Genomic DNA, 15,200 nt, shown 5'->3' on the forward strand with positions numbered 1-15,200 from the left:
GTCAGCAGTAGTACGGTAACGGATTCGGGCATGTGGGTGAGCCACACATCACGGAGACTCCCGACATGTCACAGATGGGGTCGTTGGCCAGCACGATGTCGATGGACTGAGTCACGTCGTCGGTTATCGGCTGTGCATTTACGCTCGCGTCCGCTGTCGTCGCAGTCGCACCGGCGGTGAACGCGGTCAAAACCACTGCGGCGACGAGCAGGAGTTTCGTTCGTTTCAGGGTCATGTGTGTGTGTGTGTGTGTGTCACCTGCGTCCGTGAGTTGGAGCAGTGATAACAGGCAACACACTAATCGGATAAAATATTTTCTATTTTTCACCAGTAGTTAATATCTAGTTGGCTAGAAAATATGGCCCGAACCTCGCTCGGCTACCGGTACGTTACGCCGCGTCGAGCGTGAGAACGACGCGAGTTCCCCCGGAATCGCTCTCTTCGAAGCGCACCTCGCCGCCGTAGCTCTCGACGACCCACTTGACAAGCCAGAGACCGAACCCGCTCCCGTGGTCGAGTTGCGTGAGGTTGCGGTCGCCGGTCAACACCGCCACCTCGTCGTCAGGGATGCCCGGTCCGTCGTCGCTGACCCGGACTTCGACCCGGTCGCCGAACCGCTCGGCGGCGAGTCGGACCTGCGGGGAGTCCCCGCGGTGGTGTTCGAGAGCGTTCTCCACGACGTTGGCGAGGACGCGCCGGAGTTGGTCGTTGGCGCTGACTGCCATCCCGTCTGGGACCGACACCGCGATGTCGGCGTCGGGGGAGGTCTCGCGGAACTCCTCGGCCACCGCGTCGGCGACCGGCCGGAGTTCGACCGGGCGGGTCGGGGCCGCCTCGCCCTCGATGGTCTCCTGAATGTCGGCGACCTTGCCGTACATCCCGCCGAGGTCGGTGGCCTTGCGTTCGACGCGGCCCGCAACGTCGGCGAGTTCCGGGTCCTCGACCTCCGCGGTCAGTCGCTCGGCGAACCCGCCCAGCACCTGCACGTCGTTCCGGAGGTTGTGTCGAATCAGGCGATTCAGCACCGCGGTCTTCTCGCGCTCGGTCGCCAGTTCCTCGGCCCGGATGCGCCGCACGTCGTTGACGCCGATGATGACGTGCGCGGCCGCGCTGACGCCCAGCACGGTCGCCACGACGAACGGCGGAACCGCGAGCGGTCGGTAGAAATAGACCAGGGCGAGAACCGCTCCGAGGACGACCACGCCGAGCGTGTTCCATCCGGCGATGCGCAGGGTGTTCGACGCCGAGAACCCGGCGCGGTGTATCAGGTATCCCGCCGCGACGAGGACGAGCGCGACCACGGTTCCGAGGCCAGCGAGAACGCCAGCGACGAGTGATTCCGGCCCAGCGACGAGTCTGGAGACGGTCGGCACGAGGAGCGCGAATCCGGTAAGCGCGATGATGCCGCTTCCCGCGACGCGCCGCAGGTCGCCGTCCGCCCGACCGTCGCTGGTCTCGTCGGTTGAGAGTGGTCCAGCAATCGTTTCTCCGAGAGATGACATCTACTCGTATGGATACGTCCCTCGCATTATAAGACCGCCGCTCCGGGGTGCAACCGCGCCTCCGTCCGCGACGAGTACAGTCGGCCGAGCGAACAGTTCCGAATCCCGAGAGCGCGAAGCTCGTCCGCCAGGTCGTGGCTCCCGAGCGAGACCGAGGCGCGCTGGCTCAACGGCCGGACCGCGAGCGGGCCGTCGAGAGCCACGCGGGTCCCGAGAAGGTCGCCGTCCAGTTCGGTGTAGCTCTGCAACGTCAGGTCGCGCTTGCGGGTCACCGCGGTCGTCACGTCGCACGTCCTCGGCTCGACCGGTTCCACGTCGAGAACAACGACCAACTCGCCGTCGAGCGAGACGGTCGTGCGTCGAGTTCCCGCGCGCTCCTCGATTTCGATGTCGGCGACTTCCTTGGGGTAGCCCCAAATCTCCCGCCCGAGCGCGACCGACTCCTCGGTCGTGACCGGCAACCAGTGGACCCACCCGCCGAGGTCCCCGCCGACGAACTGCACACCCGGCAAGTCGGTCCGGGCGTCGGCGACGACCGGGACGATAACCGCGAACTCGTCGTAGGGGTCCAACCCGCCGACGCGGTGGTATTCGATGCTTACGAGCGCGAGTGCGCCGGTCCGGGGCGCAACCCGGACCGGCGAGAGGCGGTCGGGAAGCCCGGTGGCGAGACTCTCAGCCGAGGCGGGAAACAGCGCGCCCGCCATCGTGAACTCGCAGTCAAGCGGGAGTTCGACCGTGTGGCCCGTCGAGAGCTGGCGTACTCTTCGTCCATCAGCGCGCTCGTCGTCCTGTCGGGCGCGTTCTCCCTTCCGCTCGCTGGCGCGCTCGTCGTCTGGGACCATGCGCGGGGCTACTCGCCGGACACCCGAAACCTTTGGCGTGGCTCGTCCGAACGTCGAGTATGACCGCGACAGAGCGCGACCGAACCGTCCTCCTCACGGGATGTGGGTCCGGCATCGGCCGCCGGACTGCCCGCGCGTTCGCCCGCGAGGGTTGGACCGTCTACGCGACTGACCTGCGCGAGGACCTGCTCGACCCGTTGGCCGAGGAGTGTGAGACCGCGGAACTCGACGTGACCGACGCCGAGCAGTGCGAGGCAGTCGTCGCCCGAGTCGCCGACGAGACCGGGGGCATCGACTGTCTGGTCAACAACGCTGGCTTCGGCGTCGTCGGCGCGATGGAGGACGTGTCGGCCGACCTCGCCCGCGAGCAGTTCGACGTGCTGGTCCACGGGCCACACCGCCTCGCGCGCGCCGCCCTGCCCCATCTGCGCGCGTCCGGGTCCGGCCGCCCCGGTTCCGGCCGCATCGTCAACGTCTCTAGCGTCCTCGGCCGGGCGGCGTTCCCCGGTCTCGGCACCTACAGCAGCGCGAAGTTCGCGCTCGAAGGCCTGACCGACGCGCTCCGACTCGAAGTCGCTCCGGAAGTCGAGGTGGTCGCCGTCGAACCCGCGTGGGTCCGGACGAACTTCGAGGAGGCCGCGATGGACCGCATGGCCGACGCCGAGCGCTCCTCGGCCTACGACGACGTGTACGACCTCTACGAGCGCGGTGCCGCACTCGACGGCGGCCCGCTGGCGGTCGGTCCCGAGCGCGTCGCCGAGACGATTCTCCGGGCCGCCACCGTCTCGGACCCGAAGACGCGCTACCCGGTCGGGTGGGTCGCGCGAGCCATCGTCTCCTCGCGGATTCTACCCGACCGCCTGCGAGACAGGGCTATCTGGGGGTTAGCGAAGTCGGCGGTTCGGTTGCGGGAGTGGGGTTTGATTTGAAAGAAGAGGCGGGACGGAAGGGAGCTATTCGCGCTGAAACGCTCGCTCGCTATTCTCCGCTACCGGTTTCAATCGGCGCGTCCACGAGATTACCCCACTCGGTCCACGACCCGTCGTAGTTGACGGTGTCGTCGTAGCCGAGCAGTTCGTGGAGCGCGAACCACGCGACCGACGACCGCTCGCCGATGCGGCAGTATGCGACGGTGGTCCCGTCGCCGTCGATGCCCTCCTCGGCGTAGAGGTCGGCGAGTTCGTCGCGGGTTTTGAACGTGCCGTCCTCGTTCGTGACTGCGGCCCACGAGATGTTCTTCGCGCCGGGGATGTGGCCGCCGCGCTGGGCGGTCTCCTGGAGTCCTGGCGGGGCAAGGACTTCGCCGCTGTACTCCTCGGGCGACCGAACGTCCACGAGCGGAACGCCGCGGTCGATGGCCTTCTCTACGTCGTCGCGGTAGGCCCGGATGGACTCGCGCGGGCCGCCCGCGTCGTAGCTCTGCTCGGAGAACTCCGGCACCTCGTCGGTGGTCTCGTAGTCGTTTTCGAGCCAGAACTCGCGGCCGCCGTCGAGGAGACGTACGTCGTCGTGGCCGTAGTATTTGAACTGCCAGTAGGCGTAGGCCGCGAACCAGTTCGAGTTGTCACCGTAGAGGACTACGGTGGAGTCTTCGGTGATGCCGTGACTCCCCAGCAGGTCCTCGAAGTCGTCCTTTTCGAGGATGTCGCGCTGGGTCTGGTCCTGCAACTGGGTCTCCCAGTTGAAGCCGACAGCACCCGGCGCGTGGGTCTCGTCGTAGGCCTCGGTGTCTACGTCAACCTCCACGAGTCGGTACTCGGAGTCGTCGCTCTGGAACTTGTCGAGGTGGTCCGCCACCCAGTCGGCGGTGACAAGAACATCGTTCGCGTACGCTGAATTGCTCATAACCATCTAGTCCTACACGTCCTCACGTTATATCTTCTTTACTTACGGTAGGTAACGCCTTCTGTCTCCCCTACCAGAGAGTATTGCCGATACCCGTCTCGCTGGTGTCGAACGGGTCGGTGCCGACATGTTTCGCACCTCCAAAAGAAGATATTTTTGCCGGTAGCTATGAGATTTGGCGAACGACCGTCCGGAACCCGAGGCATTTAGCCGCGGCCGCCCTACCTTCGTCCGATGAACGAAAACGTCGTAGTCAGCGCCGACTGGCTCGAAGACCGCTTGGACGACGTACGAGTCGTGGACGTGCGCGACTCGTGGGAGTACGACGGCATCGGCCACGTTCCGGGCGCGGTCAACGTCCCGTTCGACAGCTTTCGGGACCAAGACAGTGACGCTTCCGGAACCCTGCCCGGCGCGGAGGCGTGGGCCGACCTGTTGGGCGAGGCGGGAATCTCGGCGGACGACACCGTGGTCGCCTACGACGACACCCACGGCGTCTTCGCCGCGCGGTTCCTCGTCACCGCGGAGGCCTACGGCCACACTGACCTCCATCTGCTCAACGGCGACTATAGTTCGTGGATGCGCGAGCGCGAGACGACCAGCGACGCGCCCGAGGTCGAATCGACCACCTACGAGGTCCGCGAACCGGACCATTCGCCCTTCGTGGGCCACGAGCAAGTCGAGACGGCGGTAGACGACCCCGACAGCGTCCTCGTGGACACCCGCGACGACTGGGAGTACGAGGAGGGCCACCTGCCCGGCGCGGTCAACCTCGACTGGCGCGAACTCGTGGACGACGAGACGCGCGGGCTGAAACCCGAGGCGGAGATGACCGACGTGCTGGCGGCACACGGCATCACGCCCGACAAGCGCGTGGTCCTCTACTGCAACACGGCCCGGCGAATCAGCCACACCTACGTCGTCCTCTCGTCGCTGGGCTACGACGACCTCGCGTTCTACGAGGGGAGTCTGACCGACTGGGAGTCGGTCGGCGGTCCCATCGAGACCGGGACCTGACGGCGGGGTCGGTCTGCACATAATTATAATTTATTCACCACGAAATAGAGAATCGAGAAACACGCACCAGATAGGAGACAATACACTATCCATTCCATCGAAAGTCGGTTCATCGAAGTTACTATTACGAGTCCACCAATTGAAAATACCAACCCTTGCTTTAGACTTCCCACCGCTCTCTTATTCTGTAAAATACTCACGCTTACGCTCCCATTTCACAATATTCAAAATCAACTCTGCGGTATAGTGTCTGCTATCTATATATTTGGATTGAGCGAGAGTAATCCTCACGTCATGCTAGCATGTCGGGATTCCGCGGACCACCTCGTCTCTCAACTGGACAGTGACCCAGGTTCAGACAGGTCACGACCGGTATGATTTATGGTTTTCATCTCCCAATAGCTAGTGTGAACCGCGCGCCAACTCGGACGCTCGCCCTGCTAATGGTCTTGATTCTGGGGGTTTCGGCGGTCGCTCCCGCGACGGCCGCGCTCGCGGCCGACGCCGCATCGGTCGGCAGTGCGGCGGACGACGCAACCTCGGCGAGCGCCGACGTAACCTACGTCGAGGCGGACATCACCGAGGACACGACGTGGTCCGCGGACGGAGGTCCCTACCGCGTCGCGGCCGACGTGACCGTCGAGGAGGGCGCGACGCTCGTCGTGGAACCCGGAACGACCGTCCAACCCGCGGCGAATATCGAGATTACGGTCCAAGGCAATCTCACCGCCGAGGGCACCGAGAGCGACCCGATTACGGTCGCAACTGCGCCCCAAGCCCCGGACGACGTTCGCTGGGCGTCGATTCGCTACGAGGGCGGGCGGCGCTCGCACCTCTCGCTCGCGCACGCGACGGTCGAAAACGCGACGAACGCGCTCACTGTCGGGAGCGCGGTCGGCCGAGTGGACGTTACCGCCGTCACCGTCCGCAACGCGAGTCGCAACGGAATTCTGGTCAGTGACGTGACCGGCACGCCCAAACTCACTGTCGAGGACTCGACGTTTACCAATATCGGCGAGCGAGGCGTCACCGTCACACCCGGTGCCGGAACAGTCGGCGAGTCGAACGTCGTTCCCATCTCGACCGAACTCGGCGACCGGACGATCCACCGAACCTCGCTCGCGCTCGGTGCCGATACGACGATGGACACGCTCCGAATCGACTACCGCGGACACGGAAACATCGCGGATCTGACACGGGGGTCGCTCCTCCAGTTCGGCATCGACCGCAATCGAAACGGCACCATCGACCGGTCGCTCCGTGCCGAAATCGAGAACGCCACCCACCGCAGGCCCAACGGCTACGAAATCGAACTCTCCGAGACGATTACCGTCCCAGCAGGCGCGACCGTCGTCGCCGTCTACGAGGACGTTGTCAACCCGCGAACCTACGGGACCTATCCCGTCGAACTCGACCTCCGGACGAACGGCGTCTCTCAGACCGCGACGACCGTCCTCCCCTTCGACCTCCGGTCGTCCGGCGCGGGGTCGAGTTCGGACGTGGCGGAGAGTCGTACTCGCGGAGTCACCGTCACGGGGTCAACCTTCGAATCGACGGGCGAGCAGGGCGTCTTCGTTGCGGCGGACAAGACCCGCCGCGTTCGGGTCACGGACAACTCCTTTTCTCACACCCGCGGGTCGGGAATCTCGCTTCGCGGTCGGCGGGTCGAGTCGTCGGTCATCAGCGGGAACCGCCTCTCGACTGTCGGTGACGGGGCCGACGGCGTCCGAGTCGCCGCCCAGCGAGCGACCGACCTGACACTCCGTGACAACCGAATCGCAGACGCCGACGCAGGTATCGGTCTCTACGCCAGCGAGGAGAACGCCGACCGGATTCGAATCGACTCGAACGCCGTCACCGAGAGTTCGACCGGGGTGCGCGTCCGCCACCGCGCGAAACACTACTCTCAGCACCTCTCGATGACGCTCGCCGACAACACGCTCTCTCAGAACGACGGCCGAGGCGTCTCAGTCGTCGCCTCCTCGACGCGACTCCGGGACATTGCAGTCCGGGGCAACGACGTGTCCGAGAACGGGGACGCCGGACTCCGCTTCAAGGGGAACGTCCTCTCTCGACTCGACGTTCGGGACAACCGCTTCGAGGGCAACGACGCCGACGGCGTGCGCTTGCTCGCCGACCGATTCCGCAACTCGACGATTCGGAACAACACGCTGGCTCGGAATCGCGGCGACGGTCTCTCCGCTCGGACGGAACTGGTCGTCCACGAGGTCTCGGCCGCGTCGAATCGCGTCCTCGACAACGCGGGCGTCGGCCTGAACGTGAACAACCGGTTGTCCCACGCCGGAGTGGTTGAGTTGTCGGACAACCTCGTGGCGGCGAACGCCTACGGAATCCGGGTCGCTGGCGCGTTCGGCAGTCGAATCTCGAACAACACCGTCGTCTACAACACCCACGGTCTTGACGCGCCGGTCGAACTCCGAGAGTATCGGCCGGGGACCGGCATCGTGGTCGAAGAGGGCGACGCGGGCGCTATCTTCCGAACCGACGAGGTCAGCGAGGAACTCGCCGAACTCATCGACGACCGCGAAGTCGAGCGACTGCTCGACCGCCGCCCGCCCGACGAGTACACCGTCGTTCTCCGCCCCGGCAAGGAAGGCGACGTTTGGGACAACGGGGACGCCGCGCTCTCGGTGCAGTCGCTTTCGGCGGACATCCCCACCGGCGTCGTGCTTCGGAAAGGAGACGAGGAGCGACAGGGTGTCGCCCTCCGGGGCAACGACGTGTACGGCCACGACCGCGGGATGATGGTCAACGTCAATACGCTCGTGGACGCGAACACGACCACGCGCCTGTTCGTCAACGCCACCCGGACCGTCGTCGCCGAGCGTAACTACTGGGGTGCTGAAACCGGGCCGACTCACGCCTCGATTCACCCCGAGGGGTCCGGCGACCGAGTCGTGACTCGGCGCGGGTGGGTCGATTTCGTCCCCTCGGCGTCCTCGCCGTTCGGTCCGCGCTACCACCGGCCGGTGGCGAACGTCGCCGTCTCGCCGACTCCCGCGGGAGTCGGCGAGCGCGTGGTCCTCTCGGGCCGCGAGTCCAGCGACGCCGACGGGAGCGTCGAGAGCTATCGGTTCGCGGTCGCTCCGACTGGGAACGTCTCGGGACCGACCGACGACGCGTCCGCGCCGGGGAACGCGACCGCCTCCTTCGGCGAGACGGGCAACTACACCGTCTCGCTGGTCGTCGCCGACGAGATGGGAATCGAGAGCGCCGCGCCCGCCGAGACCACTGTCGCGGTCCGCAGCCGAACCGCGACGACCACGACGAGCGTGGGCGGTACGGCGACCACGAACGCGACCACCCGACCGAGTAACGAGACGACGCTCCCGTCGAGCGCCGAGAGCGCCTTCCTGCCGCGACCGACCGTTTTCACCACATTCGGGGGTCTCCTCGGTCTCGTCCTCTACGGGAGCGGCCTGCTCCTTGGCGCGGTCGGCGCGTTCCAGACGGTTCGACGCGCGGGCGTCTCCGTCAGCGGGAAGACCATCAACGCGCTCGCGGTCGCCGGAACGACCGTCTGGGTCGGGTTCGGCCTATTCGGAACCGACGGACTGCTCAGGGTCGGGGTCGGGAGCGGCGCGCTGTGGGTCGCGCTGGTCGCCCTGCTCTGGGCGGTGACGCGATTCATCTACGACTGAGGACGGTACGCTTCGTAGCCGTTGACCTCGGCGGCCAGCAACTCGCTGGCCTCCACGAGGAGCGCAACGACGAGCGGCCCGGCGATGAATCCGATGGGACCGACGCTGAGCAGGCCGCCCGTGAAGCCGACAAAGTAGAGGCTTCCGGGCAGGTCGGCCGTCTCGCGGGCCAACCGCGTCCGGATGACCGCGTCGGGCAACCACCCGATGACGAGGCCGCCCACGACGAAGACCAGTATTGCGCCCGTGAGGTCGTCGCCGGTCAGGCGATAGAGCGCCAGCAGGGCGACGAGGAACGAGGGACCGACGATGGGGAGAAACTGGAGGAAGCCAGCCACGAGCGCGAGCGTGAACACGAACGGGAAATCGAGGGCGTAGAACACGGGGAGCGCCACGAGGAAGGTCCCGACCGCTGTCGCGGCTTGCAGGACGTAAATGGCGTAGAGCGTGGCGCGGGTGCGCTCGTGGAACGCCGCGACAACGTCGCGGTAGGCGTGGGGAATCGGCGCGAGCAGAGCGCGACGCGCCCGCTCTCGTCCCACGAGCAGGCCGAACACCAACAACGCGAACAGGGTGCCCTTGAGCGCGAGGACCGGCGCGGTGCGCGCGAGTCCGAGCGCGACGACGCCGAGGTACTCGCGCAGTATCTCCGTCACGAACCCGGCCTCAACCGTGTACGCCGCGCCGAACAGCTCGAAGGTGACGCTATTGGGGAGACCGATCAGGAAATCTACCAACTCGCTCCGTCGCCGGTAGAGCAGAAAGCCGAACGATAGGAACAGCAAAAGGACGCTCACGAACGCGACGGCGCTGGCGGCCGCGCTGGCCCACCACGACGGCACCCCGCGCTCGACGAACCGCTCGTGGAGCGGCACGAGAACGTAGGCCACCGTGATGGCGAGGAAGACGGTGCCCAACACGTCGAACAGCACCGCGGCCGCGAGTAGACCGACCAGCGCCAACACGCCCGCCAGCACCCACTGGCGCGACTGAGACATATCCGCCACATCGAACCCCCGTAGGAAAACGTTTCGGCTGTCGGTTCGGCACGTCGCGCGGTCGGTCGAACGCCGACTCGATGCGACGATTCCACGCCTCTATTCCACATCCGGCCAGTTAAGTATCACCGGATGAAACCACTCGGTAATGAAACGAAGAACGCTGCTGAAACACGGCGGGACTGCGACGGTTATCGGTCTCGCTGGCTGTACGGGTGGCGGTGAGCAGGGGACGACGACCGAGGAGACCACCGCGACGACGACCGAAACGACGACGGAGACGACCACCGAAACGACCGAGGAGACCGAGACCGCGACCGAACAGAGTCTCAGCGGCACGCTCAAAGTCGCCACGTACAGTTCGTTCGTGGACGCGCCGAGTTCGTCGCCTGGCCCGTGGCTCAAAGAGGAGTTCGAGAAGCGCCACCCCGACGTGACGGTGGAGTACGAGACGCCCGACAACGAACTCAACTACTACATCCAACAGCAGTCTCAAGGCGTCGATATCGACACCGACGTGTACGTCGGTCTGAACGTTGACCACCTGCTCCGAATCGACGAGAAACTTGGCGACGACGCCCTGTTCGCCCCGATGGCCGACTCGCTGTCGAACTACGAACACGTCAAGGAGAGTCTGACGTTCGACCCCCAACAGCGCGCGATTCCCTACGACACCGGCTACATCAGCCTCGTCTACGACGGCAACGAGGTCGAACAGCCACCGGAAACGTTCGAGGACCTGCTGGCCGACCGCTACGAGGGCGACCTCATCGTCCAGAACGCCAAGACGGCGGCCACGGGTCGGGCGTTCCTGCTCTGGACGGTCAAGACGCTCGGCGAAGACCAGTATCTCGACTACTGGAAGGACTTGGAGAGCAACGGTCTCAGAATCTTGGGGTCGTGGGACGACGCCTACACGGCGTGGGAGAACGGCGAGGCCCCGATGGTCGTCTCCTACTCGACCGACCAAGTGTACGCCAACCGCTACGACCAAGACATGAGCAAGCATCAGATCGGCTTCCTCAACGGTCAGGGCTACGCCAACCCCGAGGGAATGGCGAAGTTCGCCGACACCGACCGACCCGAAATCGCCGAGGCGTTCATGGACTTCGTGCTGTCGAAAAAGGCACAGGGCGAAATCGCGGTCCGAAACGTCCAGTTCCCCGCGACCGACTGGGCCGACCTGCCCGCGGAGTTCGAGCAGTACGCCAAAGTGCCCGACGACCCCGTGACGTTCACCTACGAGGAGTTACAGGGCAACCTCGACGGCTGGGTGGACTCGTGGGCGCGCCAGATAGCGGGCGGCCGATAGCCGACCCGTGGCCCGAGGCGAGGAGGTCGGCCGCGACGCGGGCGACGCGCGACCCGACACCCGCCGCCCAGACCGCACCGCGCCGACCCGATGGCTCGAACGCCGCGCGCTCGCGCTCCTCGGAGTCGCAACTGTCCTCGTCCTCGCGGTCGTCTTCTACTACCCGGTGTTGACCGTCTTCGCCGACGCGGTCCGCGTCGGCGGCGAGTGGACCGGCGAAGTCGTCCGCGGCGTCCTCGAAGACCCGTTCTACTTCGGCGTTCTCGCCCCGATTTTCGGCGGCGACTTCGGCGCGATTTCGGAGGTCGCCGCGGAGTCTCCGCTCGGCCTGTTTGGGTTCACCGCCTACCAAGCCCTGCTCTCGACGATTGCCAGCGTCGCGCTCGGCCTGCCGGGAGCCTACGTTCTCTCGCGCTACGAGTTCCCCGGCAGGCGGACGGTTCGCTCGCTGACCATCCTGCCGTTCGTGATGCCCTCCATCATGGTCGCCATCGGATTCGTCGCGTTCTTCGGGGCGAACGGCCCGCTGAACGACCTGCTGGCCCTGTTCGGTCTCGGTCCCGTGAACCTGCTGTTCACCCTCGAAGCAATCGTCGTCGCTCACGCCTTCTACAACGCGCCGCTGGTCGCCCGCGTGACGACTGCGGCGTGGGAGAGCGTGGACGCCCGGATGGTCGAGACGGCGCGCTCGCTCGGCGCGAACCCGTGGCACGCCTTCCGCGACGTGCTGGTTCCCCAACTCCTGCCCGCGATTTTGACGGGCGCGCTTCTCACCTTCATTTTCACGTTCATGTCGTTTCCCATCGTCCTCGCGCTCGGCGGGTTCCAACTCGCCACGGTCGAGGTGTGGGTCTACTCGCTCGTGCAGGAGTTGGAGTACGCGGAGGCCGCCGCGCTCGCGGTGGCCGAGACGGTCCTCTCGTTAGCGCTGACTTACGCCTACCTCCGGTACGAGGCGCGCCAATCGGGCGGCGGGCGGGCCGCGAACCCACCGCCGCGAAAGCGCCTCCTGCCCGACTCGCCGTCGCTACTCGCCGCGCTCGAACGCGTCGGTGTCCTCGCGTACGCCGCCGTGGTCGCGGTGGTCTTCGTCGGACCAATCGCCAGCATGGTCGCCGAGAGCGTGACCGGTCCCTCCGGGTTCACGCTCCAGTATTACGAGTTCCTCGTCCAGCGGCAGGCCGAGGGCGCTTCCTTCCAGACCAAACCGGGCGTCGCGGTACGCAACTCGGTCGCCTTCGGCGTGGCGACCCTGCTCGTCGCGCTCCCGATGGGCGTGACCATCTCGGTCCTCACGACCCGCGGGAGCAGGGGAAGCAGACTCGCCGACGCGGCGGCGATGGCTCCGTTCGCGGTCAGCGGCGTCGTCGTCGGTCTCGGGATGCTCCGCGGGTTGGTCTTCGGCGTCGAGGTGTGGGGCTATCGCTTGCAGGTGACGGGACCGGTCGCCATCGTCGCGGCCCACGGCGTCGCCGCCTACCCCTTCGTCGTTCGGAACGTCGCGCCCCTGCTCGGCGGTCTGGACCGCTCGCTCGTGGAGTCAGCACGCGCGCTCGGGGCGACTCGCGTCCGGGCGTTGCTCGACGTGGAACTCCCGATGGTCGCCTCGGGGGTCGCCGCCGGGACCGCCTTCGCGTTCGCCATCAGCATCGGCGAGTTCGATTCGACGGTGATTTTGGCGACCGGAAGCTCTAGCTACACGATGCCAGTCGCCGTCGAGCGCTACATCGGCAACCGCACGCTCGGTCCCGCGACGGCGATGGGGACGGTCCTCCTCGCCGTCACGAGTCTCAGTTTCGTCGTTGTCGATAGACTGGGAGGTCGGTGGGAGGCGTGACGAGCATTCGCCTGCGGGACCTCTCGAAGTCCTTCGACGGCGTGGACGCCCTGCGAGACGTGCGCCTCGACGTGGCCGACGGCGAGTTCTTCACGCTCGTCGGTCCCTCGGGGTGCGGGAAGACGACGACCCTGCGCGCTATCGCAGGGTTCGAGTCGCCTGACTCGGGTTCGGTCCGGTTCGGCGACCGCGAGATGGCCGGGGTCGCCCCGGAGGACCGCGACGCGGGCATCGTCTTCCAGAACTACGCGCTGTTTCCCCACATGACGGTCGGCGAGAACGTCGCCTACGGACTCCGGTTCCGGGACGCACCCGGCGGCCAGTCGAAGTCCGAGCGCGTGGCCGACCTGCTGGAGCTGGTCGATTTGCCCGACTTCGAGGACCGGGACCCAGACGAACTGTCGGGCGGCCAGCGCCAGCGCGTCGCGCTGGCGCGGGCGCTCGCGCCCGGTCCCGACGTGCTGTTGCTGGACGAACCGATGAGCGCGCTCGACGCGAGACTCCGCGAAGACCTCCGGACGCAGGTGAAGGCCATCCAGTCGGAGTTGGGAATCACCACTGTCTACGTCACACACGACCAAGAGGAAGCCCTCGCCGTGAGCGACCGAGTGGCGGTCATGCACGACGGTGGCGTCGAGCAGGTCGGCACGCCCGAGGCGGTCTACCGTGAACCCGAGACCCGATTCGTCGCGGAGTTCCTCGGCGAGAATAACGTCTTCGCGGGCGAAGTCAGGGGCAGCGCGGTCCGCGTCGGCGCGACCTCCTTTGCGCTCTCGGACCTCGACGCGCCCGAAGGGAGCGAGGTCGTCTTCTGCGTCCGCCCGGAGGACCTGAGTCGCGGGCCGAGCGAGAACGGCTTCGAGGCGACCGTCGAGACCGTCGAGTTCCTCGGCGAGTCGTTCCGCGCGCACCTCGACTGGGAGGGCCGAGCGGTGACGCTTCGACTCCCCGAGCGTCCCGAGCGCGAGCGCCTGCGGGTCGGATTCGCGCCCGAGGACGCACACGTCGTTTCGAGCGGTGGGCAGGCGAGAGAAGTTCTCGACCGGGACCTCGGGTAACGCCGCTCGACCCGAGAGGGAGAACCACTAACAAGTTTCTTAGAGTTCAACCACGTTTACCTACCGATGTCGGTACATCCAATCGTGAGCAACCCCGACGAACAGTTTCGAGACGACTCGACACGCGCGGAAAATCTGGAGTACGAAGACGACGTAGAACTCGAAACGGAAGTCGAGGAGATAGAACAGGACGTTCAGGCCGACGCCGATTATGACCGCGAGGCCGCCAGCGAGATACAGACCTCGCTCGCGGAACTGCAGGACTCTTCGGAGGGCATCGCCGACCGCACCCACGAGATTACTGCCCTCGCCCGCGAACAGTCCGAGGGCATGTCGCAGGTCTCCGAAGAGGTGTCGGACCTGAGCGCCGCCGTCGAGGAAATCGCCTCCTCCTCCGAGGAAGTGGCGTCGGCCAGCGAACACGCCCACCAACAGGCCGAAGAGGGGCAAGAGGCCGCCGCCGAGGCCAGCGAGACGATGACCGAGATACGGGCGGCCGCCCAGAGCGTGACCGAAGACGTTCAGACCATCCGCGAGAGCGTCGAGCAGATAGACGACATCATCGAGGTCATCAACGACATCGCCGAGCAGACCAATCTGCTCGCGCTCAACGCCAACATCGAGGCCGCCCGCGCGGACGAGGGCGGCGACGGGTTCGCGGTCGTCGCCGACGAAATAAAGACGCTCGCTGCCGAGTCCCAAGAGCAAGCCGACGAAATCGAGGGGCGGGTCGGTCGGATTCAGGAGAACACCGAGAACGCGGTCGAAAGTCTCGAAGAGAGCAACTCGCGCATCGACGACGGGATAGAGACCGTCGAATCGGCCGTCGGGAGCCTCGACGAAATCGCCGAGTCGGTCGAAGAAGTCAATCAGGGCATCGAGGAAGTGGCGTCGGCGACCGACCAGCAGGCCGCGAGTACCGAGGAGGTCGCCGCGATGATCGACCAGACGACCGAGAACGCCGACGATATCGCCGACCGCACCGACGCGATTTCCGAAGAACTCGACGACCAGACCGACCAGATTTCGGATATCAACCGGCAGATAGACGACCTCGTCGAGGAGTGACCGTCGTCGTGGACGCGGCCAAGAGCACAGTCCTGTCGAAGCGCGGACGCCTCAGC

The 15,200-nt window shown here is 66.0% G+C and carries 12 protein-coding genes; 7 read left to right on the top strand and 5 right to left on the bottom strand.

The genetic code is table 11. The features are described 5' to 3' along the window. Window position 1: 1 nt before the first annotated feature. From EP007_RS07905 to EP007_RS07915, 3 genes are all read right to left on the bottom strand, one after another. Entirely contained in the window at window positions 2-235 is a 234-nt protein-coding gene (locus EP007_RS07905) for a hypothetical protein (RefSeq protein WP_128477138.1), read from the bottom strand. 154 nt (window positions 236-389) lie between these two features. Continuing rightward, the gene (locus EP007_RS07910) at window positions 390-1,502 is read right to left on the bottom strand and encodes a sensor histidine kinase (RefSeq protein ID WP_128477139.1); all 1,113 of its coding nucleotides are present in this window, start codon (window positions 1,500-1,502) and stop codon (window positions 390-392) included. Between the two features lie 26 nt (window positions 1,503-1,528). Beyond that, window positions 1,529-2,347, bottom strand: coding sequence for an acetoacetate decarboxylase family protein (locus EP007_RS07915; protein ID WP_128477140.1), 819 nt, complete (start codon window positions 2,345-2,347; stop codon window positions 1,529-1,531). A gap of 59 nt (window positions 2,348-2,406) precedes the next feature. On the opposite strand from EP007_RS07915, the gene EP007_RS07920 reads away from it, so the two are divergent. After that, complete coding sequence (locus EP007_RS07920) at window positions 2,407-3,276, top strand: SDR family oxidoreductase (protein ID WP_128477141.1); 870 nt, start codon at window positions 2,407-2,409, stop codon at window positions 3,274-3,276. A 49-nt stretch (window positions 3,277-3,325) separates the two neighbouring features. On the opposite strand, the gene EP007_RS07925 is transcribed toward EP007_RS07920, so the two are convergent. Beyond that, window positions 3,326-4,192: a sulfurtransferase gene (locus EP007_RS07925; RefSeq protein ID WP_128477142.1), complete on the bottom strand. Its 867-nt coding sequence runs from the start codon at window positions 4,190-4,192 to the stop codon at window positions 3,326-3,328. 234 nt (window positions 4,193-4,426) lie between these two features. Between EP007_RS07925 and EP007_RS07930 the strand changes: the two genes are divergently transcribed. Continuing rightward, a complete protein-coding gene (locus tag EP007_RS07930) occupies window positions 4,427-5,209 on the top strand; it encodes a sulfurtransferase (RefSeq protein ID WP_128477143.1) in 783 nt (260 codons plus the stop codon). A 407-nt stretch (window positions 5,210-5,616) separates the two neighbouring features. Beyond that, entirely contained in the window at window positions 5,617-8,871 is a 3,255-nt protein-coding gene (locus tag EP007_RS07935) for a right-handed parallel beta-helix repeat-containing protein (protein WP_128477144.1), read from the top strand. Here EP007_RS07935 and EP007_RS07940 read toward each other — a convergent pair. After that, complete coding sequence (locus tag EP007_RS07940; RefSeq protein WP_128477145.1) at window positions 8,862-9,869, bottom strand: AI-2E family transporter; 1,008 nt, start codon at window positions 9,867-9,869, stop codon at window positions 8,862-8,864. The genes EP007_RS07935 and EP007_RS07940 overlap by 10 nt on opposite strands. Before the next feature lie 148 nt (window positions 9,870-10,017). On the opposite strand from EP007_RS07940, the gene EP007_RS07945 reads away from it, so the two are divergent. From EP007_RS07945 to EP007_RS07960, 4 genes are all read left to right on the top strand, one after another. Then, window positions 10,018-11,181, top strand: a complete 1,164-nt coding sequence (locus EP007_RS07945) for a thiamine ABC transporter substrate-binding protein (protein WP_128477146.1) — start codon at window positions 10,018-10,020, stop codon at window positions 11,179-11,181. Between the two features lie 7 nt (window positions 11,182-11,188). After that, window positions 11,189-13,018 (top strand): ABC transporter permease, encoded by a 1,830-nt coding sequence (locus tag EP007_RS07950; protein ID WP_128477147.1) that lies wholly within the window; start codon window positions 11,189-11,191, stop codon window positions 13,016-13,018. Next, window positions 13,015-14,076, top strand: a complete 1,062-nt coding sequence (locus EP007_RS07955; protein WP_128477148.1) for an ABC transporter ATP-binding protein — start codon at window positions 13,015-13,017, stop codon at window positions 14,074-14,076. The genes EP007_RS07950 and EP007_RS07955 overlap by 4 nt, the downstream gene beginning before the upstream one ends. Before the next feature lie 66 nt (window positions 14,077-14,142). Next, window positions 14,143-15,144, top strand: a complete 1,002-nt coding sequence (locus tag EP007_RS07960; protein ID WP_128477149.1) for a methyl-accepting chemotaxis protein — start codon at window positions 14,143-14,145, stop codon at window positions 15,142-15,144. The last annotated feature ends 56 nt before the right edge of the window (window positions 15,145-15,200 follow it).

The organism is Halorussus pelagicus, from assembly GCF_004087835.1.
In the GTDB taxonomy this organism is placed as follows: Archaea; Halobacteriota; Halobacteria; order Halobacteriales; family Haladaptataceae; genus Halorussus; species Halorussus pelagicus.

Bases quoted from the DNA above. Each gene is read 5' to 3' on its own strand.
- EP007_RS07905 (WP_128477138.1), bottom strand. From the start codon at position 235: ATGACCCTGAAACGAACGAAACTCCTGCTCGTCGCCGCAGTGGTTTTG.
- EP007_RS07910 (WP_128477139.1), bottom strand. From the start codon at position 1,502: ATGTCATCTCTCGGAGAAACGATTGCTGGACCACTCTCAACCGACGAG.
- EP007_RS07915 (WP_128477140.1), bottom strand. From the start codon at position 2,347: ATGGTCCCAGACGACGAGCGCGCCAGCGAGCGGAAGGGAGAACGCGCC.
- EP007_RS07920 (WP_128477141.1), top strand. From the start codon at position 2,407: ATGACCGCGACAGAGCGCGACCGAACCGTCCTCCTCACGGGATGTGGG.
- EP007_RS07925 (WP_128477142.1), bottom strand. From the start codon at position 4,192: ATGAGCAATTCAGCGTACGCGAACGATGTTCTTGTCACCGCCGACTGG.
- EP007_RS07930 (WP_128477143.1), top strand. From the start codon at position 4,427: ATGAACGAAAACGTCGTAGTCAGCGCCGACTGGCTCGAAGACCGCTTG.
- EP007_RS07940 (WP_128477145.1), bottom strand. From the start codon at position 9,869: ATGTCTCAGTCGCGCCAGTGGGTGCTGGCGGGCGTGTTGGCGCTGGTC.
- EP007_RS07945 (WP_128477146.1), top strand. From the start codon at position 10,018: ATGAAACGAAGAACGCTGCTGAAACACGGCGGGACTGCGACGGTTATC.
- EP007_RS07960 (WP_128477149.1), top strand. From the start codon at position 14,143: ATGTCGGTACATCCAATCGTGAGCAACCCCGACGAACAGTTTCGAGAC.